The sequence below is a fragment of the Arthrobacter pasteuri genome (assembly GCF_054510955.1).
The window spans coordinates 468,249-491,246 of record NZ_JBTNDO010000001.1; the positions used below are offsets into that span (position 1 = coordinate 468,249).

General features: G+C 70.0%; 21 protein-coding genes and 4 tRNA genes. 17 read left to right on the top strand and 8 right to left on the bottom strand.

Annotation, left to right across the window (positions count from 1 at the left end):
• Positions 1-66: 66 nt before the first annotated feature.
• From rpe to ACX80H_RS02245, 5 genes are all read right to left on the bottom strand, one after another.
• On the bottom strand, positions 67-726 hold the full coding sequence (rpe, locus tag ACX80H_RS02225; RefSeq protein ID WP_459310788.1) for a ribulose-phosphate 3-epimerase: 660 nt from the start codon (positions 724-726) through the stop codon (positions 67-69).
• Between the two features lie 44 nt (positions 727-770).
• Positions 771-2,366, bottom strand: a complete 1,596-nt coding sequence (locus tag ACX80H_RS02230) for an RsmB/NOP family class I SAM-dependent RNA methyltransferase (protein WP_459310789.1) — start codon at positions 2,364-2,366, stop codon at positions 771-773.
• On the bottom strand, positions 2,363-3,334 hold the full coding sequence (locus tag ACX80H_RS02235; protein WP_459310790.1) for a methionyl-tRNA formyltransferase: 972 nt from the start codon (positions 3,332-3,334) through the stop codon (positions 2,363-2,365). The genes ACX80H_RS02230 and ACX80H_RS02235 overlap by 4 nt, the downstream gene beginning before the upstream one ends.
• Positions 3,331-3,945, bottom strand: a complete 615-nt coding sequence (gene def, locus ACX80H_RS02240) for a peptide deformylase (protein WP_459310791.1) — start codon at positions 3,943-3,945, stop codon at positions 3,331-3,333. The genes ACX80H_RS02235 and def overlap by 4 nt, the downstream gene beginning before the upstream one ends.
• A 197-nt stretch (positions 3,946-4,142) precedes the next feature.
• Positions 4,143-5,018 carry a cytochrome gene (locus ACX80H_RS02245; RefSeq protein WP_459310792.1) on the bottom strand — a complete coding sequence of 292 codons (876 nt, stop codon included), beginning with the start codon at positions 5,016-5,018 and terminating at the stop codon, positions 4,143-4,145.
• 210 nt (positions 5,019-5,228) lie between these two features.
• Here ACX80H_RS02245 and ACX80H_RS02250 point away from each other — a divergent pair.
• The 5 genes from ACX80H_RS02250 (at position 5,229) to ACX80H_RS02270 (ending at position 6,048) form a co-directional block, all read left to right on the top strand.
• Positions 5,229-5,302: transfer RNA gene (locus tag ACX80H_RS02250), tRNA-Gly, on the top strand.
• A gap of 52 nt (positions 5,303-5,354) precedes the next feature.
• Positions 5,355-5,425, top strand: a tRNA-Cys gene (locus ACX80H_RS02255).
• 26 nt (positions 5,426-5,451) lie between these two features.
• Positions 5,452-5,523 (top strand) — tRNA-Val (locus ACX80H_RS02260).
• Between the two features lie 29 nt (positions 5,524-5,552).
• Positions 5,553-5,626: transfer RNA gene (locus ACX80H_RS02265), tRNA-Gly, on the top strand.
• A 170-nt stretch (positions 5,627-5,796) separates the two neighbouring features.
• The gene (locus ACX80H_RS02270; RefSeq protein ID WP_459310793.1) at positions 5,797-6,048 is read left to right on the top strand and encodes an antitoxin; all 252 of its coding nucleotides are present in this window, start codon (positions 5,797-5,799) and stop codon (positions 6,046-6,048) included.
• Positions 6,049-6,111: 63 nt separating this feature from the next.
• Here ACX80H_RS02270 and zapE read toward each other — a convergent pair whose 3' ends face one another.
• On the bottom strand, positions 6,112-7,146 hold the full coding sequence (gene zapE / locus ACX80H_RS02275) for a cell division protein ZapE (protein WP_459310794.1): 1,035 nt from the start codon (positions 7,144-7,146) through the stop codon (positions 6,112-6,114).
• A 369-nt stretch (positions 7,147-7,515) separates the two neighbouring features.
• On the opposite strand from zapE, the gene ACX80H_RS02280 reads away from it, so the two are divergent.
• Positions 7,516-8,433 (top strand): sulfurtransferase, encoded by a 918-nt coding sequence (locus ACX80H_RS02280; RefSeq protein WP_459310795.1) that lies wholly within the window; start codon positions 7,516-7,518, stop codon positions 8,431-8,433.
• Entirely contained in the window at positions 8,430-8,870 is a 441-nt protein-coding gene (locus ACX80H_RS02285; RefSeq protein ID WP_459310796.1) for a SufE family protein, read from the top strand. The genes ACX80H_RS02280 and ACX80H_RS02285 overlap by 4 nt, the downstream gene beginning before the upstream one ends.
• Here the strand turns inward: ACX80H_RS02285 and ACX80H_RS02290 are convergent.
• Positions 8,854-10,122 carry an alpha/beta hydrolase family protein gene (locus ACX80H_RS02290; protein WP_459310797.1) on the bottom strand — a complete coding sequence of 423 codons (1,269 nt, stop codon included), beginning with the start codon at positions 10,120-10,122 and terminating at the stop codon, positions 8,854-8,856. The two genes, ACX80H_RS02285 and ACX80H_RS02290, sit on opposite strands and share 17 nt — an antisense overlap.
• Positions 10,123-10,212: 90 nt before the next feature.
• On the opposite strand from ACX80H_RS02290, the gene ACX80H_RS02295 reads away from it, so the two are divergent.
• The 10 genes from ACX80H_RS02295 (at position 10,213) to ACX80H_RS02340 (ending at position 21,880) form a co-directional block, all read left to right on the top strand.
• Positions 10,213-10,698, top strand: a complete 486-nt coding sequence (locus tag ACX80H_RS02295) for a putative universal stress family protein (RefSeq protein ID WP_459310798.1) — start codon at positions 10,213-10,215, stop codon at positions 10,696-10,698.
• 14 nt (positions 10,699-10,712) lie between these two features.
• Positions 10,713-11,138, top strand: a complete 426-nt coding sequence (msrB, locus tag ACX80H_RS02300) for a peptide-methionine (R)-S-oxide reductase MsrB (protein WP_459310799.1) — start codon at positions 10,713-10,715, stop codon at positions 11,136-11,138.
• 209 nt (positions 11,139-11,347) lie between these two features.
• A complete protein-coding gene (locus ACX80H_RS02305; RefSeq protein WP_459310800.1) occupies positions 11,348-12,712 on the top strand; it encodes a DUF6421 family protein in 1,365 nt (454 codons plus the stop codon).
• Positions 12,709-13,416, top strand: a complete 708-nt coding sequence (locus tag ACX80H_RS02310; protein ID WP_459310801.1) for an SDR family NAD(P)-dependent oxidoreductase — start codon at positions 12,709-12,711, stop codon at positions 13,414-13,416. Before ACX80H_RS02305 ends, ACX80H_RS02310 begins: the two co-directional genes overlap by 4 nt.
• A gap of 7 nt (positions 13,417-13,423) precedes the next feature.
• Complete coding sequence (locus ACX80H_RS02315; protein WP_459310802.1) at positions 13,424-14,494, top strand: threonine aldolase family protein; 1,071 nt, start codon at positions 13,424-13,426, stop codon at positions 14,492-14,494.
• Between the two features lie 88 nt (positions 14,495-14,582).
• Complete coding sequence (locus ACX80H_RS02320; protein ID WP_459313347.1) at positions 14,583-15,209, top strand: DUF3000 domain-containing protein; 627 nt, start codon at positions 14,583-14,585, stop codon at positions 15,207-15,209.
• A gap of 113 nt (positions 15,210-15,322) precedes the next feature.
• Positions 15,323-16,633, top strand: coding sequence for an HRDC domain-containing protein (locus ACX80H_RS02325; RefSeq protein WP_459310803.1), 1,311 nt, complete (start codon positions 15,323-15,325; stop codon positions 16,631-16,633).
• Positions 16,634-16,737: 104 nt separating this feature from the next.
• A complete protein-coding gene (locus ACX80H_RS02330) occupies positions 16,738-17,988 on the top strand; it encodes a thiolase family protein (protein ID WP_459310804.1) in 1,251 nt (416 codons plus the stop codon).
• The gene (locus tag ACX80H_RS02335; protein ID WP_459310805.1) at positions 17,985-20,111 is read left to right on the top strand and encodes a 3-hydroxyacyl-CoA dehydrogenase NAD-binding domain-containing protein; all 2,127 of its coding nucleotides are present in this window, start codon (positions 17,985-17,987) and stop codon (positions 20,109-20,111) included. Before ACX80H_RS02330 ends, ACX80H_RS02335 begins: the two co-directional genes overlap by 4 nt.
• Before the next feature lie 293 nt (positions 20,112-20,404).
• The gene (locus ACX80H_RS02340) at positions 20,405-21,880 is read left to right on the top strand and encodes an HNH endonuclease (protein ID WP_459310806.1); all 1,476 of its coding nucleotides are present in this window, start codon (positions 20,405-20,407) and stop codon (positions 21,878-21,880) included.
• 148 nt (positions 21,881-22,028) lie between these two features.
• Here ACX80H_RS02340 and ACX80H_RS02345 read toward each other — a convergent pair whose 3' ends face one another.
• Positions 22,029-22,994: an aldo/keto reductase gene (locus ACX80H_RS02345; RefSeq protein ID WP_459310807.1), complete on the bottom strand. Its 966-nt coding sequence runs from the start codon at positions 22,992-22,994 to the stop codon at positions 22,029-22,031.
• Positions 22,995-22,998: the final 4 nt, after the last annotated feature.

Consider the following 22,998-nt stretch of genomic DNA (forward strand, 5'->3'; position numbering starts at 1 on the left):
GGCCGGAATTGGGTCTGAACTGTCTCGCCCTGACCGCTCCGGGTGCCGGACCCAGGTGGTTCCCGCTCAGTCCCGGGAGGCCGACGTACGCAGGGCCGTGATGGCGGCGGCCGCGTCGTCCGCCCCGTAGACCGAGGAACCCGCGACGAACACCGTCGCCCCGGCATCCGCGGCGCGGAGGATGGTCTCCTCCGTGATGCCGCCGTCGACCTGGATGACCAGGTCGAGTCCCGCACCCTCGATGGCCGCAGCGGCCCGGCGGATCTTCGGCAGCGTGAGGTCCAGGAAGGACTGCCCGCCGAAGCCCGGCTCCACCGTCATCACGAGCAGCATGTCGAGTTCGCCGAGCATGTCGAGGTACGGCTCGACGGGTGTCGCCGGTCGCAGTGCCATGGCCGCCTTCGCGCCGGCGTCCCGCAGCTCCCGGGCCAGCTTCACCGGGGCCTTGGCGGCTTCGGCGTGAAACGTCACGGACGCGGCGCCGGCCTCGGCGTACTGCGGCGCCCAGCGGTCGGCGTCCTCGATCATGAGGTGCACGTCGAGCGGCAGCGGGCTGACCTGCTGGATCCGGCGGACGACGGGCAGGCCGAGCGTCAGGTTCGGCACGAAGTGGTTGTCCATCACGTCCACGTGCACGGCGTCCGCGGAGGAGATGCGCTGCAGTTCGGCCTCGAGGTTGACGAAGTCCGCCGAGAGGATGCTCGGGTTGATACGGAGGTGCGTCACAGCCGTTCCTTTCGTTGCGGGTACGCCGGGAGCGAGGTCCGTCGTCAAGGGGTCTTCCGGAGCAGCGCGAGGTACATCGCGTCCGTGCCGTGGACGTGCGGCCAGAGCTGTGCGCTGGTCCCGTGGCCGGCACCGAGCGCTCCCCCGATGCTCACGGCGTCGAGCGCGGCACCCGCGTCGAGCCGCTCGAATCCCGGGCGCTTGCGCAGGCAGTCGTCGACGACGGCATCCGTCTCCGCGTGGTGCGGCGAGCAGGTCACGTAGGCGACGACGCCGCCCGGCGCGACGGCGTCGAGGGCGGACGCGAGGAGTTCGCGCTGCAGTGGCGCCAGTCCCACGAGGTCAGCCGGCTTGCGCCGCCACCGGGACTCCGGTCGGCGCCGCAGCGCTCCGAGGCCGGTGCAGGGGGCGTCGACGAGGACGCGGTCGTAGCGGTCCGGCTGCTCCCGCCCGACCTCGCGCCCATCGCCCACGCGCACTGTCCACGAGTCCTCGGGCAGCGGCCGCAGCGCCTGCCGGACGAGCTGGGCGCGGTGCGGGACGGGCTCGTTCGCGGTGAGGTGGACGCCGCTGGCCTGGCCGATCGCCGCGAGCAGGGCTGTCTTGCCGCCGGGACCGGCACACAGGTCGAGCCATTCCTCCGCTCCTGCCCTCCGTCCCGTCCCGAGATCGACGGCGGCCAGGGCGCGGGCCACGAGCTGCGACCCCGAATCCTGCACGCGGATGGTGCCCGTCGAGACCCCCGGGAGCCGGCTGACGTCGCCGCCCGAGTAGTAGGCCGACCCGGGAGCGAGGCGGCCGGGCTCGGCTCCTTCCGCCAGGGCGTCGTCCAGCGAGGCGAGTCCCGGCAGCGCCACGAGGTGCACCACGGGCGCGGCATTGTCCGCGGCCAGCAGTGCGTCGATCTCGGCGACGTCGCGCCCGTGGGCGACGAGTGCCTGGCGCAGTGCGCGGACGATCCACTCCGGGTGGCTGTATGTCAGGGCTGCAACGGCGGTGGCGTCCGTCATGCCGTCGACGAGCTCGCCGATCCACCCGTCGAGATCGTGCGCGGTGACCTTGCGGAGCACGGCGTTGACCAGCGACGACGGTCCGGCTCCGATGACGGCGCGCACCAGCCCCACGGTCTGGTCGAGGGCGGCGTGGGCGGGAACGCGCATGGCGAGCAGCTGGTGGACCCCGATCCTCAGGGCGTCCAGCACCGCGGGATCGAGCTGGTCGAGCGGCCGGTCCACGCAGCGGGCGAGGACGGCGTCGTAGGTCCCGTGGCCCCGGAGGGCCCCGTAGGTCAGTTCGGTCGCGAACCCGGCGTCCCGGCGGTCCAGCTTGTGCTTGCGGATGCTCGCCGGCAGCACGAGGTTCGCGTAGGCGTCCTCGGCAGCGACGGCCCGGAGGACCTCGAACGCCACGAGGCGCGCGGGATCGGCGCGGCGCGTGCGCTGCGCCGGGGCGGCCTGCGAGAACTGCCGCTCGCCGCCCCGGTTGCGCTCGCGCCCCTGCTCGTTGCGACGCCGGTTGCCGCCCTGTCCCCCGCCCTTGCCGGCGGAGCCCCTGGACCCGGGTCCTCCGGAACCGCCGGACCCGCCGGACCCCCTGTCGGTTCCGCCGGATCCCCTGTTCGTTCCTCCGGTAGCGCTCACTCGAACACCAGCTCTCCGCGCGTCGCCGCGCCCCGTGCCCAGTCGAGGGCATCCATCATCTTCTTGCCGGCGGGCTGGAGGGCCCCGAGGGCCACCGGTTCCGTCCCCGTCCCGACCCGCACTTCCCGCCCCACGACCTGAAGGGCGCCCGGTGCCGGACGGGACACTCCGCCTCCGGTGTCGGACGCCGTTCCGGTGTCGGGCGCCGTTCCGGCGCCGTGCGCCGGGGGCGCTACCGGGCCGAGCTTCACGCGCTGACCGTCGAGGGTGGTCCACGCACCGGGTTCGGGGGTGACCGCATTGATGCGGCGCCGCACCGCGACGGCGGACTGGGACCAGTCGATGCGCGCGTCGTCGATCGTGAGCTTCGGTGCGAAGGTCGGCTCGCCGGTCTGCGGGGTGGCCGTCACGCGGCCCGCATCGATGCCGGACAGGGTCTGCACGAGGAGGACGGCGCCGCTGTGCGACAGGCGCTCGAGGATCTCGCCGCTCGTGGCCCCGGCCTCCAGGGTCTCGGTCATGACCCCGAAGACGGGCCCCGTGTCGAGTCCTTCCTCCAGCCGGAACGTGGTTGCCCCCGTGATGTCGTCCCCGGCGAGTACGGCGTGCTGCACCGGAGCCGCGCCCCGCCAGGCGGGGAGCACGGAGAAATGCAGGTTGATCCAGCCGTGCTCGGGAACGGCGAGTCCGGCCGGCGGCACGATCCCGCCATAGGCGACGATCGCCGCTGCGTCGAGGTCGAGTGTTCCGAGGTGGTCGATCAGTTCCGGCGTGAAGCGGTTCGCCTTGAGGACCGCCAGTCCCAGGTCCTCGGCGGCCGCGGCAACCGGGCTCGGGGTCAGGACCTTCCTGCGGCCCACCGGGGCGTCGACGCGGGTGAGCACGGCGGCGACGTCGAAGCCGGCGTCGACGAGGGCACGCAGCGACGGTACGGCGACCTCGGGTGTCCCGGCGAACAGGATCCTCATCGGGCGCCCTGCCCGAACGTCCCGGCGCTGCGGGACGCCGTTCCGCCCGATGCGGGCCCCGGCGTGAAGCTCGAGCCGAGGGACAGGGAGCGCTGTGCGGCGGTTCGGGAGGTGACCCGGTTGTACTCCGCGCTGCGGATGGCCCTGAGGGCGCTCTTGCGGTCCTCGCCCTCCAGGCGGTCGATGTACAGGGTGCCGCGCAGGTGGTCGGTCTCGTGCTGCAGGGCCCGGGCCAGCATGCCCGTCCCCTCGACCACGACGTCGCCGCCCGAGACGTCCTTGCCCGTGACGCGCGCCCAGTCCGTCCTGCCCACGAAGCTTCCCAGACCGGGAACGGACAGGCAGCCTTCGACGTCGGACTCCCCCTGGGACTCCCCGCCGACCTCGAGCACCGGGTTCACCACGTGGCCCTGGACGCCGTCGACCCGGTAGGTGAACACCTGCAGCCCGATACCGACCTGGGGAGCGGCGAGGCCTGCTCCCTGGACGTCGATCATCGTCTCGGTCATGTCCTCGACCAGCCGGGCCAGCTCCGGTCCGAAGTCGGTGACCTCCGCTGCCGGCGTGCGGAGGATCGGGTCGCCGATCATTCGGATACTCAGGACGGCCATCGGTGCTCTGTTCCTCGCTTCGGTCGCGGAACGCGCGGAATGCGCGGGGATTGTCGGTGCCCGCGGCGGAACTCCTGCCGCGAGGCTCCCATCAATCCTAGTGCCGCTGCGCGGCGCGCCGGGCAGGAACCGGCCCGCATCGCGACACCGCCCCGGCCGGGAGTCCGTTCGCCCGAACCCCGTGCCCGACCCCGGCCTCAGGCGGGCAGTGCAGGCGCGGACGGGGTGACCCTGCTGGGCGGGGGTCCGATCGGCAGCAGGGCCCGCCCGGCCTCCTCGGCGTCGAGCCCCGCCTCCCACGCCCGCCGCAGGGCGCAGAACCGCAGCCAGTGATTGCGCAGCACGGCCGGGTTGGCGCGCATGGCCCGCACCTCGGTCTGTCCCACGGCGACCCCGAGCAGCAGCGGCTGGTCTCCGTGCGCCCAGGGGCGCCATTCGCCCTTCTGGGGATCCACGAGCGATTCCTCGGCCTTCATCCCCGCGACCAACTGCATGACCACCTTGTCATCGAGGGCCTTCACGAAGCCGTCCCGGTCGGTGTTCTTGGTCTTGTAGTCGATGAGGCACGTCCTCCCGCCGATCGTGGCGACGAGGTCCAGCGTTCCTGCGTAGCCCAGTTCCGTGTTCCACACGGTCAGCTCCGGCTCGACGGGACGGACGTCGTACAGCTCCCACCACTCGTCGAACCGCTGCGCGAAGCCCCCCTCACCGTTCTCCTCCAGCATGAGCCGTGCGGCGTCGAGCTCCTCGGGGCGCCCCAGCGCCCGCAGGGCTACCTGTTCGCAGTAGTGGTGCACGCGCGTGCCCCGCTGGGCGGCCTCGTCCCGATAGCGTTCGGCCGCCGAGGCGGCTTCCCTGACCGCCGTCCTCAGTTCGGCCGGATTCGCCAGCGCGCCGGGAAGGCGCGGGTCCCGCGACAGCGCACTGGCGGCCATGTGGCCGAACCAGCCGCCGAGGGAGCTGGGCAACTGCGAGATGACGGTGGTGATGGACGGGACGGAGGGCTGATCCGCGGTGGAACGGGCGTACATCCTGCCGTGAGGTGTGGCGTGTGCGAGGAGCGGGGCGGTCATGACCCCAGTCTCTCAGCTGCCTCTGACAGCCCCTGGACACCGCGGGCGGACAGGGCGGAGATCTCCCGTGGACACCGCGGGCAGACGGTCCGGTCCGACGCCGATTGGACGAACCATCAAACGTCCTATAGAGTTTTTTCTCGTTGGAAAACGAAGAAACACCGCGAAATGCACGGCATCGAGCGGGAATCTCGGATGTTTTTTCCTTCTGCGGACGTAGCTCAGCTGGCTAGAGCACCACCTTGCCAAGGTGGATGTCGCGGGTTCGAATCCCGTCGTCCGCTCGCAAGTCACTGTAAAGCCGGATCAGTCCGGTGACCGGAGCCATTCGGTCATGGTGGGGTGGCCGAGAGGCGAGGCAGCGGCCTGCAAAGCCGTATACGCGGGTTCGAATCCCGTCCCCACCTCGTTACGGTACGAGCACCATGAAAATGGGCGATTGGCGCAGCGGTAGCGCGCTTCCCTGACACGGAAGAGGTCACTGGTTCGATCCCAGTATCGCCCACTACGGCGCCCCCTCGGGGGCGCTTTTTTGCGGACGTAGCTCAGCTGGCTAGAGCACCACCTTGCCAAGGTGGATGTCGCGGGTTCGAATCCCGTCGTCCGCTCTCAGGCCGGTCGTCGGCCGTTGCCCGGTCCTGGCGAGGACCGGGCATTTTTTATGCCCTGCGCGTACCTACCGCCGATCCGCCCCTTCTCCGAGGACATCCCCGGCGTCGTGCCCTAAAATCTGTGGTGCGGAAACGGACTGCGTTTCCACGACCGAAAGGAGGTGTCCGTGGGTTTATTGGACGGGCTCAAGGGCAAGGCCGGCACCCTCGCGGGTAAGGCGACCGAACTCATTGGCGATAATTCCGACAAGGTGAAGAACGGCATCGGAAAGGCTGGCGGCTTCGTCGACAGCAGGACCCATGGCAAGTACTCACACCACATCACCGGAGTGCAGGCGAAGGCTTCGGAGATGGTCGACAGGATCGACAAGAAGGACGGCAAGGGCGACGTCGGCCCTACCTCCCCGCCGGCCGTGTAATTCCCAGCCTGGCAATAAGGAAGCGCCGGTCCCGCCGAGAGGCGGCACCGGCGCTTCTTGCGTCTAGGACGCTACCTCACTCCCCTGGCGCGCCAGGGCTGTGAGGCGGGAGACCGCGCGGTAGTACTTCTTCATGTAGCCCCCGCCCATCATTTCCTCCGTGAAGAGGTGGTCGAAGGTCGTCCCGCTCGCCATGATCGGCACATCCCGGTCGTACAGGCGGTCGGCCAGGACCACGAAGCGCAGGGCCACGGCCTGCTCGGTGATGGTCTCCACGTTGTGCCAGGCGACCGCGTCGATGCCGTCGAGGAGCTGCCGGTAGCGGCTCGGGTGTACATCCGCGAGGTGCCCGATGAGGGCCGCGAAGTCGTCCTCCGCGAGGACACCCCCGGAGTAGGAGGAGATCCGCTCCTGCAGCGCCGCGTCGTCGAGCGCGTCCGGAGCCTGCGGGAGTCCGCGGTGCCGGTAGTCCTCACCGTCGATCCGGGCCACCTCGAACTGGTCCGCGAGGACCTGGATCTCCCGCTGGAAGTCCACTGCGGCGAAGCGCCCGTCTCCCAGGGAGCCGGGGAGGGTGTTCGACGTCGCGGCGAGCTTGACGCCGGCATCGGCCAGTTCCCTCATCAGGCGGGACATCAGCACGGTGTCCCCCGGATCGTCGAGCTCGAACTCGTCGATGCACACGAGGCTGTAGCTGCTCAGGGCGTCGACGGTCTTGCGGAAGCTCAGCGCACCCACGAGGTTCGTGTACTCGACGAACGTCCCGAACGCCTTCCTGCCCGAGGATGCATGCCACAGCGATGCGAGCAGGTGTGTCTTGCCGACACCGAACCCGCCGTCGAGGTAGATCCCGGCCCGCGTCCCGACCTTCTTCCCGCCGCCGAACAGCTTGCGGAAACCCGACGGCTCCGGCTCGTTGACGGAGGTGGCGAACTCACGGAGCTTGGAGACGGCCGCGGACTGCGACGGCTGCTGGGGGTCGGGACGGTAGGAGTCGAAGGACACCTCGCCGAAGCGTGGCGACGGGTAGAACCCGTCCAGCAACTCATCGACGGAGACTTTGGGCGAGCGCTCTGTCAGGTGTTCGATGGCTGGCACTGGGGACCGCTTTCTTTTGCCGGCAGGGGTGGCGGCGGACCTACGGGCGGCCGCTTCGCTAGGCAAGAATACGGCAAACCGGTGCGCGCCATCCCGGATGTCCCGCGCCCGCACCTCCTTGACCGGACGTCCGGATACCGTTTCCGGTGCTGTTCCTGGTGCTGTTCCCGGTACTGTTCCCGACGCCGCGTCCGGTGACATTCCCGCCGCCGTCCCTGTGCCTTCCCTGTACGGTCCGTGTGCCCTGCGCGGTGTGTCGCCTTCCGCCGTAGCCCCGGAAGTAATTGCCGCAGCGCGTGGTTAGGCTAGGTGGAAGGACGCGCACCGCGGGCAGAGACCGCGGTGCACACAGCTACGCGAAAGGCCCCCATGACCCTGGCAGCAGATCCGCAGGACAAGTTCTCCGAGTACGCCCACCCCGAGCGGCTGGTCTCCACCGACTGGCTCGCGGCGAACCACGACGCCGAAGGCCTCGTCGTCGTCGAATCCGACGAGGACGTCCTGCTGTACGAGACGGGCCACATCCCCGGCTCCGTCAAGATCGACTGGCACACCGAGCTGAACGACGAGGTGTCGAGGGACTACATCGACGGGGAGGGCTTCGCACGGCTCATGGCGGCCAAGGGCATCTCCCGCGACTCCACGGTCGTCATCTACGGCGACAAGAGCAACTGGTGGGCCGCGTACACCCTCTGGGTCTTCACGCTGTTTGGGCACGAGGACGTCCGCCTCCTGGACGGCGGCCGCGACAAGTGGGTGGCCGAAGGCAGGCCGATGACCACCGACAAGCCAGAGATCACCGCAGGCGATTACCCCGTCGTCGAGCGCAACGACGCCCCCGTGCGTGCCTTCCTCGGCGATGTGCTGGAGCACCTGGGCAAGCCCCTCATCGACGTGCGGTCAGGTGACGAGTACACCGGTGCCCGCACCACCATGCCCGCCTACCCGGAAGAGGGCGCTCTGCGCGGCGGACACATCCCCACCGCGGTGTCCGTCCCCTGGGCCCGCGCCGCCGCGGAGGACGGGACGTTCCGCACCCGGGCGGAACTCGACGCCATCTACCGGGGCGAGGCCGGACTGCAGGAGGGGGACGACGTCGTCTCCTACTGCCGCATCGGCGAGCGCTCGAGCCACACGTGGTTCGTCCTGACGCACCTGCTCGGGTTCGAGAATGTGCGGAACTACGACGGGTCCTGGACCGAGTGGGGCAACGCGGTGCGCGTTCCCATCGTCCGGGGCAGCGAGCCCGGCGAGGTACCCGCGGCATCGGCACGGGCCGCGCGATGACCGGCGGAGCCGTCCCGGCGAAGCTCGCCGAGATCATCGACGACTTCCAGGACCTGACGGAGCCCGACCGGCTCCAGCTGCTGCTCGACTTCTCCCGGGAGCTCCCGGACCTCCCCGAGCGGTACAGCGACCACCCCGAGCTCCTGGAGCAGGTGGTCGAGTGCCAGAGCCCTCTCTTCCTGACCATGGAGATCGGGCAGGAGCCGGAGCGGCGGGTCCACCTGTTCTTCTCGGCGCCGCCCGAGGCCCCGACGACGCGCGGGTTCGCCGGAGTGCTCCTCGAGGGACTCGACGGCCTGCCCGCCGAGGAGCTCCTCGCCGTCCCGGACGACGTGCCCGACCGGCTCGGGCTCACCCGGGCCATCACCCCCCTGCGGATGCGCGGCATGGCCGCGATGCTCGGGCGGATCAAGCGGAAGATCAGGGAAGCGCAGTAGCCTCCGGGTCGGGCGCCTTCCCGCCGGGAAGCGTCCGGCCGAACAGCCGCCCGCCGAGCCAGCGTTCGACCACGGCTTCCCACCGCTCCGGGTCCACGTTCCACTCCTTCGTGTGGCGGGCGCGGTGGAACCGCTCCAGGGTGACGAAGGCCGGGTTCCTGTCCGCCAGTTCGGCGGAGGGCCCGATGGGGACGAACTCGTCGTCCTCGCTGTGCAGGACGAGCGTCGGCAGGGTCAGCTGCTCCGCCCGAGCGATCCAGTCCATGCTCTTGAGGTCCAGCGGCGCGGCCAGTCCCGTAATTCTCCGGGCCCTTCGGCTTGCGAGCAGGTACTGTCCGAGCCGCCCCACGGGAGCCGGTATCCGGTTCAGCTCTGCGTGGTGCGCCAGCACTTCGATCCAGTTGATGACGGGGCCGTCGAGCACCAGTGCGCTGATCCGTTGCCGATGGCGGGACAGGTCCGCTGTCTGCAGGACGATCGCGCCTCCCATGGACCAGCCGAAGAGGACGACGTCGCGGGCCCCGTGGGAGACGGCGAAGTCGATGGCGGCGTCGACGTCGTGCCATTCCGTCATCCCGAGTCCGTAGCGGCCGTCCGGCGCCGACGGCGCTTCGCCGTCGTTCCGGTAGGACAGCACCAGGCTGGTCAGTCCGAGGCGGCGCGCCGGTCCGAGCGCGCGCAGCGCCTCCGCGCGGGAGGCCCCGCGGCCGTGCACCATGATCGCCCACGTGCGGGCGGGCGCCTCTGCGCGGACGAGCCAGGCGGGGGCGGAACCGCCCTCGACCGGGATGAGCACCTCCTCGTCGGCGAAGCCCATCGCCGCCGGCGAGGGGTAGACGGCGCCGCCCCACCAGCCGCGCGTGGCGGAGGCGAGGTCGCCGACGTAGACCTTCTCCACCACGCGTTCCACCGTGCCCTCGCGGGGCACGTACGAGCGGATCGCCCCGATGCGGGCATGACCGGTCCCGCGGGCGAAGTGGAGGCTGTACGTCCCCTCGACCGTGGTGTCGTCGTTCGCGGGCAGGATGACGGTCTGTTTGCCGGCGGGGCCGACGACGGCGAGGATGTCCAGGTTCTCGTCCCGCGTGCGCGCGGGCGTCACGATCTGCCGCGCGAAGTAGACGGCGAGTCCCGAGACCGCCCCGGCTGCGGAGGACGCGAGGGCTGCTCCCGCCCCCACCCCGAGCGCCGTCCATTTGAGCCAGGGAGCGGTGGTCCGCTGCTCCGCGGCCGTTGACCTCGTCGATGCCATAGCTCCATTTCTACCCTGCCCTTCCAAGCGCCGTCGATTCGTTGCGCAACCCCGGCGTGGTGCCCCGGGATCCGGCAGTACAGTGGCGCCATGACCCAAACAATCCTGGTGCTGACCGAGGAAGCCCTCACCCACGCCGATCTTCGCAACCTGCTGACACTGCAGGGCGAGGAGCCCGCGGACGTCGTCGTGCTGATCCCCGAGGACCGCCACGAGTCCGTCCTGGGGGAGTTCTTCCGCCACCTGAGCCTGCTCGAGGTCGGCGAGGCCTTCCGGACGTTCTCGTCCGACGACCGCCGCCACGACGAGGCCGCGGCGCGCACCGCCCTGTCGGAGTCCCTGCAGCTGCTGACGGCGGAGGGGTTCGCTGCACGCGGTCGGACGACGACGGGGAACCCGGTCGACGCCCTGGTGCAGGAGGCTGCGGACAGCGGAGCCGGGCAGGCCGTGGTGATCACGCGACCGCACGCCATGGCCGACACGTTCCACACCGACTGGGCCAACAAGGCACAGGACAAGCTCGGCATCGCCGTGCTGCACCTGTACTCCGGCTCGGGATTTATTGGCGACTCGTAGGCGTTGGAGCCAGTATGACTACCGAACGCGATGCCTACCGGCCCGAAATCGAGAAGTCCGACGCCGAGTGGCGCCAGGAACTGACACCGCAGGAGTTCCAGGTCCTGCGCAAGGCGGGCACGGAACGCCCCTACACCGGGGAGTACTACGACGCGAAGACGGCCGGCACCTACGAGTGCCGCGCCTGCGGCGCCGAGCTCTTCACCAGCAACGAGAAGTTCGACTCGCACTGCGGGTGGCCCTCCTTCTGGGCGCCGCTGGCCGAGGACAAGGTGCGGTACCTGCATGACCGGTCCCTGGGCATGGAGCGCATCGAGGTGCGGTGCGCCCGCTGCGATTCGCACCTCGGGCACCTCTTCAAGGGAGAGGGCTTCGACACCCCCACCGATCAGCGGTTCTGCATCAACTCGATCTCGATGAAGCTGGTGGCGGCGGAGTAGGTCCGCCGCAGGCACTACCGCGAAAGGCCGGCTCCTCGGAGCCGGCCTTTCGCGTAACCGTCGTGTGAAGCCGCTCTGGTTCTTCTGGAGCAGGGCGTACGGTTGAGCATAAGTATTCCTTTAGAGAGGTACTCCGACCTGTAAGGAATACTGTTCTTGTTGCTACGCTCGCGTCAGTACTGATGACCGCACGACAGAAAGCAGGAGCCATGACCGTCACGCCCCTCGCGCACGTAGCATCCACCCCCCAGGAGACCGCCGCCTGGCACTCCCTGAAGGCCGCAGCCGAGGAACTCCGCCTGCTGCAGGTCAAGGACGGTTCCATTCCCGACACCGAGCACCATGCCGCCGCTGCGGGACTGACCGCGGCCATCGTGTCGGCCGTCGAGGAGCTCGCTCCCCTGTTCCCCCACGACGCCGAGTACCTCCGCCGCACCGTCAGCGCCTTCGAGGCGTGGCACGCGAGTGGTTTCGCCGTCCCCGACTTCCTCGAGCCGCTGCTCGCCTTCCAGCCGCAGCAGGACCGGATCGACGGACTCCAGCACCTCGTCGTCTTCCCGATGTACACGCAGAACGGCAGCACCAGCAGGCTCGTCGAGGCCGTACTCATCGAGGTGCTCTGGCCCGAGTTCATCGCCGAGCTCGAAGCCGGCGAGTACTCGAACGCACTGTTCGTCCCCATCCGGTTCCTCGACTTCACCGAGGGTTACAACACCAACTCCGCGGTGCTCTTCCCCGAGACCGTCGCCGTCAGCGAGACGCCGACCTTCACCTGGGGCGCCATCTTCGCGGACCGCGAGGCGGCCCGGTTCCGCCGCGTGGTCCGGGCCGCAGCGGACATCACCCGCCTCGAACTGCCCGACGACGCGCTGGAGCTCCTCGACGACCAGAAGCTCACCGAGGAGACCTTCGTGATGTGGGACCTCATCCACGACCGGACGCACATGCGCGGCGACCTCCCCTTCGATCCGTTCATGATCAAGCAGCGCATGCCGTTCTTCCTCTACTCCCTCGAGGAACTGCGCTGCGACCTCACCGCGTTCCGTGAGAGCGTCCGGATCGAGAAGGACGAGGACGCCTCTCCCGAAGCGCGGAAGCACGCCCGGCTCGTGCAGTACGCCGTCATCTTCGACCGCATCTTCCGCTTCAGCATCACGGGCAGCCGGGTGCGCAACTACGACGGCCTCGGCGGACAGCTCCTGTTCGCGTGGATGCACCAGCATCGCGTCCTCCACTGGACCGACACCAAGCTGGCCATCGACTGGGACGAGGCCGCCGACGTCGTCGTCGCCCTGGGCGAGCAGATCGAGCAGCTGTACTGGCGCTCCATCGACCGTCCGAAGATCGCGCACTGGCTCGCCGCCTACGACCTGGTCTCCGCCACGGTCACCCCGCACCCGGCATCGGTCTGGGCGAAGGGCCCCGAGGCCCTCGAGCTCCTGGGCCCCCCGCGCGCCCTCACCGACGCGGTGCTCGACGACGAGTTCCCCCTCTCCATGTTCTTCGAGGCGCTCGACCGCAAGATGAAGCCGGTCATCGAGTCCACCGCGGGCATCACGGCGGACGCGGCGTGACCGACGTCTCCGGGGGCCGTACCGCCGTCGTGGCAGGTGCAACGAGCGCGTCCGGCGTCGCCCTCACCCGGCGACTGGTCGCGGACGGACTCACCGTCGTCGCCGTCGGCTCCGACGGGGGCCGCCTCGACGCGGCCTTCGCCGGGGTCGACGGCGTCGTCCGCGAGGTGTGCGACCTCACGGACGAGGCCGCGGTCGGCGCCCTCGCGGACCGCGTGCGCTCCGGGCAGGGTGGAGCGGACGCCCTGTTCCACCTCGTCGGGGGCTGGCGGGGCGGCAAGGGCATCACGACGCAGTCGACGGCGGACTACGAGGTCCTCCACCGCTCGGTCTTCCTCACACTGTTCAACACGAGCAGGGCGTTCTACGACCAGCTGGCCGAACGCGGCGGGCGGCTCGCCGCCGTGTCCGCGACGGCGGTGGCGAAACCGACGGCGGGCAACGCGTCGTACGCAGCGGTGAAGGCCTCCGTCGACGCCTGGCTCCAGGCCGTGGCCGACGGCTTCACGCGCGACGGCGCCTCGGCAGCCGCGACCGCCGTCGTCGTGAAGGCGCTCCTCGACGACGCGATGCGGGAGCAGCACCCCGAACGGTCGTTCCCGGGATTCACGCACGTCGACGACCTCGCCGCCATCCTGGCGTCGCTGCTCGAGACGCCGGCCGCGGAGGCCAACGGGGCCCGCATCGATGCGGTTCGGGGATAATGGGACAGTGACCGACACCCTGACCTCACCCGCATCCCTGCACGACCGGACCCAGCGCAGTTTCGCGTCCGACAACTACTCGGGCGTGCACCCCGAAGTCCTTACGGCGCTCGCGGCCGCCAACGAGGGGCACCAGGTCGCCTACGGCGAGGACCAGTACACCGCCCGGCTGCAGGAGGTGATGGAGCACCACTTCGGCGAGGGGATCTCCATCTACCCCGTCTTCAACGGCACGGGGGCCAACGTCCTCTCGCTGCAGTCGATCCTCCCCCGTTGGGGAGCGGTCGTCTGCCCGCAGACGGCCCACATCAACGTGGACGAGAACGCGGCACCGGAACGCGTGGGCGGCATCAAGCTGCTGACGGTGCCCACACCGGACGGCAAGCTGACGCCCGAACTGATCGACCGGGAGGCCTGGGGCTGGGGGGACCAGCACCGCGCGCAACCCCTGGCCGTCTCGATCACGCAGACCACGGAACTCGGCACGCTGTACTCGGTGGCCGAGATCAAGGCCATCGCCGACCACTGCCACGCCCGTGGCATGCGCGTGCACATGGATGGAGCGCGGCTCGCGAACGCCGCCGCGGCGCTCGGGCAGCCCCTGCGGGCCTTCACGCGTGACGCAGGGGTGGACATCCTGTCCTTCGGCGGCACCAAGAACGGCCTCATGTTCGGCGAGTGCATCGTCGTGCTGAACCAGGAGGCGTCCACCGGGCTCGACTACCTGCGCAAGCTCAACATGCAGCTCGCCTCAAAGATGCGCTTCGTCTCCGCGCAGCTCATCGCCCTGCTCGAGGGAGACCTCTGGCTCCGCTCGGCGTCGCACGCCAATGCCATGGCCGCCCGCCTCACCGAGGGCGCCCGGGGCATCCAGGGCGTGACCCTCACCCAGGAGACCACCGCCAATGCGGTCTTCGCCATCCTCCCTCCGGGAGCGGCTGACCGCATCCGCGAGAGTTTCCGCTTCTACGACTGGGACCAGGCGACGGGCGAGGTGCGCTGGATGTGCTCGTTCGACACTACGGAAGAGGACGTCGACGCCTTTCTCGACGCGATCCGCCGGGAAGTGTCCGCCTGACCCACGCTGCGTGCGGGCGCCACGCCCGTGCCCGGCGCGCCGCCGTCGAACTTGCTCCCGCAGGGCATAGCCTGCGGGAGTGAGTGCAATCGGTGGCGTATCGCAGCTTCCTGCGGAATTCGTCGACGCCCTCTCCGGACTCCGGAAGGCAGCCCGTCGCAGCGAGATCCGCCTCGAGGAGATACCGGCACCCTCACGGCTAGCGCCCTTCGCCGTGGCCCTCGGTACCGAGGTCGTCGAGGCGACGCCGGTCGTGCCGCCGCCGCTCCACGGGCCGGCACGGAACCTCATCCTTCCGGCCGAGCCCGCGGAACTGGCCACGGGGCGGTTCATCCTCCTCTACGATCCCGAAGGGTCGAAGGTCTGGAACGGCCGCTTCCGCATCGTCACGTACATCCGCGCCCAGCTCGAACCGGACATGGGCAACGACGTCCTCCTCGGGTCGGTCGCCTGGACCTGGCTCGTGGAGGCCCTCGACAACCATGGGGCGCGGCACCACAGCACGGGCGGTACCGCCACACGCATCCTGTCCGAGAGCTACGGGACGCTCGAGGACCGCGGCGACACGATCGACATCGAGCTGAGAGCCTCCTGGACGCCTGCGACGGCGGACGTCCGCCGGCACCTCGAGGCGTGGTCCGAGATGGTGTGCACGTTCGCCGGGCTGCCGCCCCTGCCATCCGGCGTGGCACACCTGCCGGTCCGCCGGTCCTGACCGGGCCACGGTATCCGGCAAGAGGATGGGGACATTGCTGCCGGACGAGTGGTTCCGTGCGGCGGGCCGTCGCTTCCGGGTGCGGCTTCACGCGGGGATAGACTGAAATCACCATGAGTTCCCACACCTCCGAACAGACGGACAGCACCGGCGCGTCCGATCCCGCCGTCGATCCCGGCACTCCTCCTCCCCTCCCCCTCCTGACCGAGCCACGCGAAGGCGTCCCGCTCGTCATCGACACCCCTGCCGGCCTCGAGCGTGCCGCAGCCGCGCTGGCCGCAGGAACGGGACCGGCAGGAGTCGATGCGGAGAGGGCCTCCGGGTTCCGCTACGGACAGCGTGCGTTCCTGGTGCAGATCCGGCGCGAGGGCGCCGGGACGTGGCTCATCGACCCCGAGCCCTTCGACGACCTGCGCATGATCGACGACGCCCTCGACGGCGTCGAGTGGATCCTCCACGCGGCCAGCCAGGACCTCCCCTGCCTCTCGGAACTCGGCATGTGGCCGGACAAACTGTTCGACACCGAGCTCGCAGCGCGACTCGCGGGCCTTCCCCGGGTAGGGCTCGCCGCAGTCATCGAATCCCAGCTCGGTTTCAGCCTCGCGAAGGAGCACTCGGCGGCCGACTGGTCCAAGCGGCCACTGCCCGAGCCCTGGCTCCGCTACGCAGCCCTCGACGTCGAGGTCCTGACGGAGCTGCGGGACAAGCTCGCAGGCCTCCTGGAGGCAGACGGCAAGCTCGGGATCGCCGAGGAGGAGTTCGAGCACATCCGCCGGACCCCTCCAGCCGAGCCCCGCGTCGATCCCTGGCGCCGCACCTCCGGCCTGCACCAGTTGCGTGACCGCCGGCAGCTCGCCGCGGTTCGGCAGATGTGGCTGGAGCGCGAGGACCTCGCACAGCGCCGCGACGTCGCACCCGGGCGCCTGATCCCGGATTCGGCGATCGTGGCGGCCGCCAAGGCGATGCCGAGCACGGTCCCGCAGCTGCTGGCCACCAAGGGTTTCCACGGCAGGGCAGCCCAGAAGGAAGCACCGCGCTGGCTCCGGTGCATCAGCGAGGCGAAGAAACTTACCGACCTCCCGCCCCTCCACGTCTCGACGAACGCTCCGCCGCCCCCGCGCATCTGGCCGGAGAAGGACCCGGAGGCCGCAGCGAGGCTCCTGACGGCGCGCCCCCGGGTCGCGCAGCGCGCGGAGAAGCTCGGCATGCCCGTGGAGAACCTGCTGACGCCGGACTACCTGCGCCGGATCGCCTGGCGCCCGCCTGCCGAGATCTCCCTCGAGTCCGTCTCCGAGGCCCTCGCCGGGCTCGGCGCGCGCCGGTGGCAGATCGAGCAGGTCGCGGCGATCATCACCGTCGCCTTCCTGGACCCCGATCCCGTGCCCGCCAAGGGACAGCGGGGAGAAGAGACGGTCGCAGGCTGACCGGAGGGCACCAGCGGACCGCTTGCCGACTATGTTACTCGCCAGTAACATAGTCGCGGATCCCTTTCCCGCTGAGGGATCCCCATCTCGATGAGGAGCAACAGGTGAGCCTAGCAACAGGGACCGCGTCCACACGGAGCGCAGCACGTGCCGTCCGCGATGTCGTCTTCGTCGACGGGGTACGCACGCCGTTCGGCAGGGCGGGCGACAAGGGCATCTACGCAGGCATGCGCGCCGACGACCTCGTGGTGAAGTGCATCCGCGACCTCCTCCGCCGCAATCCGTCCCTCCCGCCCGAACGCATCGACGACGTCGCGATCGCGGCGACCACGCAGACCGGCGACCAGGGCCTGACGATCGGCCGCACCGCCGCCCTCCTCGCGGGACTCCCCCGCACGGTCCCCGGCTTCGCCATCGACCGCATGTGTGCGGGTGCCATGACCGCCGTGACCACGACCGCCTCGGGCATCGCCTTCGGCGCCTACGACGTCGTCATCGCCGGCGGCGTCGAGCACATGGGCAACCACCCGATGGGCGCGGACGCAGACCCCAACCCGCGCTTCCAGACGGAGCGGATCGTCGACCCCGCGGCGCTGAACATGGGCGTCACGGCGGAGAACCTGCACGACCGCTTCCCCGCCATCACGAAGGACCGGGCGGACGCCTACGCCGTCCGTAGCCAGGAGAAGCTCGCCGAAGCCTACAAGGCCGGGCAGATCCAGCCCGACCTCGTGCCCGTCGCGGGCAGGAAGCCCGGGGCCGGGTGGACCCTGAACACGGTCGACGAGCCACCGCGTCCCGGCACCACGGTGGAGGACCTGGCCACGCTGCGCACGCCCTTCCGCCCCCACGGGCGCGTCACCGCGGGCAACGCCGCGGGACTGAACGACGGCGCCACCGCGGCACTCCTCGCCTCCGCCGACGCCGCCGCCGAACTGGGACTGCCCGTCCGCATGCGCCTCGTCGCCTACGCCTTCGCCGGCGTCGAACCCGAGGTCATGGGCATCGGTCCGGTACCGGCCACCGAGAAGGCACTGCGGCAGGCCGGGCTGGACATCTCCGACATCGGCCTGTTCGAGATCAACGAGGCCTTCGCCGTGCAGGTCCTGAGCTTCCTCGACCACTTCGGCATCGACGACGACGACCCCCGGGTGAACCGGTACGGAGGCGCCATTGCCGTCGGCCACCCGCTGGCATCCTCCGGCGTCCGGCTGATGAACCAGCTCGCACGCCAGTTCGAGGAGGATCCGTCCGTGTGCTACGGCATGACCACCATGTGCATCGGCCTCGGCATGGGCGCCACCGTCATCTGGGAGAACCCCCGCCACGAGCACTACGGACAGGATGCAGCATGAGCTTCGAACGCTACGACGAACTGGCCGGGCTCGTTCCCGCGGAGATCGTCACCCACTCCTACGTCCAGGACATCACCCTGCCCGGTGGGGCCGGCGTCCTCGCCCTCATCACGCTGGACAACGATCTCGATTCCACCCGGCCGACGACGCTCGGGCCGAACACCCTGCTCGAGTTCGGCCGCACGCTCGAGGGCCTTCGGGACCGCGCCGCGCGCGGCGAGATCTCCGGCGTCGCCGTCACCGGCAAGCCCTACTTCCTCGTGGCGGGCGCTGACCTCAGCACCGTCAAGAGCGTACGATCCGAGCATCTGGGCCGCCTCATGGCGGAACTCGGCCACGAGGCGTACGACCTCCTCGCCGACCTCGGCGTCCCCAGTTTCGCCTTCATCAACGGCGTCGCCCTGGGTGGAGGCCTCGAGATCGCCCTCGCAGCCAACTACCGCACCGTGTCCTCCGGCGCCAACGGCATCGGCCTGCCCGAGGCCTTCATCGGACTCGTCCCGGGCTGGGGCGGCGTCTACCGGCTGCCGCGCCTCATCGGGCCAGCGAATGCCGTGAAGGTCATGATCGAAAACCCCCTGAGCAACAATCGCAGCCTGGACGGCAGGGCGGCCTACGAACTCGGTATCGCCGACGCGCTCTTCGAGCCCGCCGACTACCTCGAACAGTCACTCCTCTGGGCCGCGCAGGTGCTGGTCGGCGGTGAAGCCGCCGACGCCGTCGAGCAGCGACGGGCGGAGCGTGCACGGTACGACGACGCCGACTGGAAGGCCGCCGTCGCCGCCGGCCGGGCGTTCGTCGAGGCGAAGACCAGCAATGCGGCGCCCGCGCCCTCACGGGTCCTGGATCTTCTCGAGGGCGGCCTCACCTACTCGCGGCAGGAATCCGCGGCGGCGGAATGCGAAGCCCTCGCCGAACTGATGCAGACGCCCGAGTTCCATGCCACCGTCTATGCCTTTCTGGACCTCGTGCAGAAGCGCGGCAAGCGCCCCGCTGGAGCTCCGCACGGGAAGCTCGCGCGTCCCGTCGCGAAGGTCGGCGTCGTCGGCGCCGGCCTCATGGCAAGCCAGCTGGCCCTGCTGTTCGCCCGCCAGCTCAAGGTGCCGGTGGTCCTGACCGACATCGACCAGGCCCGGGTCGACAAGGGCGTCGCCTACGTCCACGCCGAGGTGGACAAGATGCTCGCAAAACGGCGGCTGTCCCAGGACGCCGCGAACCGCACGAAGGCGCTCGTCTCGGGCTCGGTGTCGAAGGACGTGTTCGCCGACGCCGATTTCGTGATCGAGGCGGTCTTCGAGGAACTGTCGGTGAAGAAGCAGGTGTTCGCCGAAGTCGAGGCCGTCGTCTCCCCCGAGTGCATCCTCGCGACGAACACCTCCTCCCTGTCCGTGGCCGAGATGGCCGCGGACCTGATGCACCCCGAGCGCGTGGTCGGCTTCCACTTCTTCAACCCCGTGGCCGCGATGCCGCTGCTCGAAGTCGTTCGGGCGCCCAAGACGGACGACGCCGTGCTGGCCACGGCCTTCGTCCTGGCGAAGGGCCTGAAGAAGAACGCCGTGCTGGTCCAGGACGCGCCCGCCTTCGTGGTGAACCGCATCCTGGGACGCATGTTCGGCGAGATCACCGCAGTCTTCGACGAGGGCACCGACCCGGAGACGGCCGACAACGCGCTGCGCCCCATGGGCCTTCCCATGACGCCCTTCCGGCTGCTCGCACTGGTGGGCCTGCCCGTCGGCCAGCACGTGCAGGAGTCGCTGCACGCGGCCTTCGGAGACCGCTTCCACGTGTCGGCGAACCAGCAGAAGCTGATCGACGCCGGCATCAAGAGTCTGTGGGAGAAGCAGGAGGACGGCAGCTATGCGGTCCCCGAGTCGGTCCTCGCCCAGCTGGACCGCGGAACCAGCCCCTCGTCCGCCGAAGAGGTCCTGCGCCGCACACAGGACGCGCTGGCGGACGAGATCGGACGCATGCTCGCCGAGGGCGTGGTCGCAGCGCCGGAGGACATCGATCTCTGCATGATCATGGGTGCGGGGTGGCCGATGCACCTCGGCGGGATCACCCCCTACCTGGACCGGGTCGGAGCGTCCGAGCGCGTCAACGGGAAGACCTTCCACCAGGCCTGACGTGCGGAAGGGGCCCTGCCTCTGCGGGCGGGGCCCCTTGTCACCGACTTTCGGGCGCCCTTTGTGCAGTGGAGTCCTTCATCTCTGATGTGATCCACCTGTCAGAATGTCAGTGGCGGCTGACAGACTGGGGCATGGACAACAAGCAGGGATACGAGGCCAGGCCCACGCTCTCGTCCCCTTCGCGCCTCACTTCGAGCAGCGTTGCTTCGTCCCCTTCGCGCCCCACCTTGAGCAGCGTTGCTTCGTCCCCTTCGCGCCCCAGGACCGGCAGTGCGGTCTCGGAAAGCACGGTGCCCTATACCGAAGGCGGAACGCTTCCGCGCTCTCCCGTTCGGGACCTGATTCGTGAGGTGGCCTCACTGGGGACCGGCAGCGAGAGGGCCGGGTTGATAGATCAGCTGCGCGACCTGGAAGACCTCAAGTCCGCGGTGGCCGCCGCGCAGGCCCGGATCGCGGTTGCGTTCGACCTCGCCGAGCGCCGCGCCCAGACCGAGGCGGGCGTGCCCGCGGCGGACCGGGGACAGGGTGTGGCCGCGCAGATCGCCCTCGCCCGCCGCGAGTCTCCCTCCCGCGGGAACCGGCTCCTCGGCCTGGCACGAGCGCTCGTCACGGAGATGCCGCACACCCTGGCGGCCTTGGACACGGGCCGGCTCAATGAATGGCGGGCAACCCTGCTGGTCCGCGAGACCGCGTGCCTGAGCGCGGACGACCGGTGCGCCGTCGACGAGGAACTCTCTGCCGATACTGGAACATTCGACGGAGCGGGCGATCGGGCCGTGATTGCAGCAGCCCGGACCGCCGCCTACCGCAGGGACCCCCGCTCCGCCTCGCAACGCGCCAGCCATGCCGCCGCGGACCGGTACGTCAGCCTCCGCCCTGCGCCTGACACCATGACCTACCTGACCGCCCTGCTTCCCGTCGCGCAGGGCGTGGGCCTGTACGCAGCCCTGACCCGGCACGCCGACTCACTCCGTTCGGCCGGCGACACCCGTTCGCGGGGCCAGCTCATGGCGGACACCCTCGTCGAGCGGACCACCGGCACCGCCGAAGGTATCTGCGGCGTGGAACTCCAACTCGTGATGACCGACCGCACCCTTCTTCGAGGCGGCACCGAACCGGCCCACCTGAGCGGCTACGGCATCGTTCCCGCGGCCTGGGTGCGCACCACCCTGAACCCGGCCGGCAAGGCGACCTCCGCGACTCGGACCACCCGTTCCCGTGCGGGCATCACCGGCGGCGGCGTTGCTGACGCCCTTGATGGTGCCGTCGGGGGCACCAAAGGTAGTCCGGGGCACGGACAGGAATTCAGGGTCTGGGTGCGCCGGCTGTACACGGCTCCCGGCACGGGAGATCTGCTCGCCGTCGACTCGCGAGCCCGGCTCTTCACCGACGGGCAGCGCCGCTTCATCGAGGCGCGCGATCGGTCCTGTCGGACCCCCTACTGCGATGCGCCCATCCGCCAGGTGGACCACGTCCTCCCGTGGCGGGACGCCGGACCGACAAGTCTCTGGAACGGCGCGGGCCTATGCGAGGCATGCAACCACACCAAGGAGATCGACGGGTGGAAAGCCATCACCCGCAGTGGTCCGACCCACACCATCGACCTCCGGACCCCGACCGGACATACCTACCGATCCGCGGCGCCCCCGGCATTGGGCACCGGACCCGGTGAAACCGCCCACGCACAGACCCGACTCCCCCGGCACGAGAAGCGGCGCCGCATCAAGTCCCTGAAGAACGCGCACCGCAGACCGGTCACTGCCTGACACAGCAGGAAGGCGGACACCACGCTCATCGGTTCTGTGTCAGAGGGGCTGTGTCAGAGGGGCTGTGTCAGAGGGGCTGTGTCAGAGGGGCTGTGTCAGAGGTGCCGTGTCAGAGGTGCCGTGTCGGAGCCCTTTCATCCTGGGAGCGCTACCCCTTGGGGTGCGGGAAGATACCGTCCAGTTCGGCCAGATCCTGGTCCGACGGCGTCCACTCGGCCGCCGTCGCGTTCTGCCGCACCTGCTCGGGCGACGTGGCGCCGGCGATGACCGACCCCACGGAGGGCTGGGCAGCGAGCCAGGAGAAGGCGACCTGCACCTCGGTGAGCCCACGCTCGGCCGCGAACGCCGAGAAGGACTCGAGCTGGTCCCAGTCCGCCGCCTCCAGCAGGTTCTTCCGGGAGTGCGTGAGCCGACTGCCCGCGGGAACCTCGTTGCGCCGGTACTTGCCGGTCAGCAGCCCGTTGGCGAGCGGGAAGTAGGGCAGGACGCCGAGACCGTAGGCCTCGGCGGCCGGGACGACCTCCCGCTCCAGACGGCGGTCCAGCAGGCTGTAAGGGTTCTGGGCGGAGATGAACGGCGTGTAGCCGCCGCTGCGCGCCGTGAACTCGGCCTCGGCGATCTGCCACCCGGCGAAGTTGGAGTGTCCGAGGTAGCGGACCTTGCCGCTCGTCACGAGGTCGTCGAGTGCCGCGAGGGTCTCCTCGATCGGCGTCTGCGGGTCCGGCGCGTGGTACTGGTACAGGTCGATCCAGTCGGTCCCGAGGCGCCGCAGGGACGCTTCGACGGCCCGGATGACGTAGCGCCGGGATCCCCGCGCACCCCAGTCCGGTCCGTTCACGCCGCCCATGTCGAGCCCGAACTTCGTGGCCAGGACGACGTCGTCGCGCTTCGCCCCGAGGGCCTTGCCCAGCTGCACCTCGCTGACGCCGGGCGTCTTGCCGTACATATCGGCGACGTCGAACAGCGTGATCCCGGCGTCGATCGCCGCGTGCACGACGGCGTCGGTGCCCTCCTGGGACTGGGAGGCGGTACCGGCCCTGCCCAGGTTGTTGCAGCCCAGTCCGACGGTGGAAACGCTGAGTCCCGAGGAACCCAGTCTGCGGTAGGTCATCATGGAC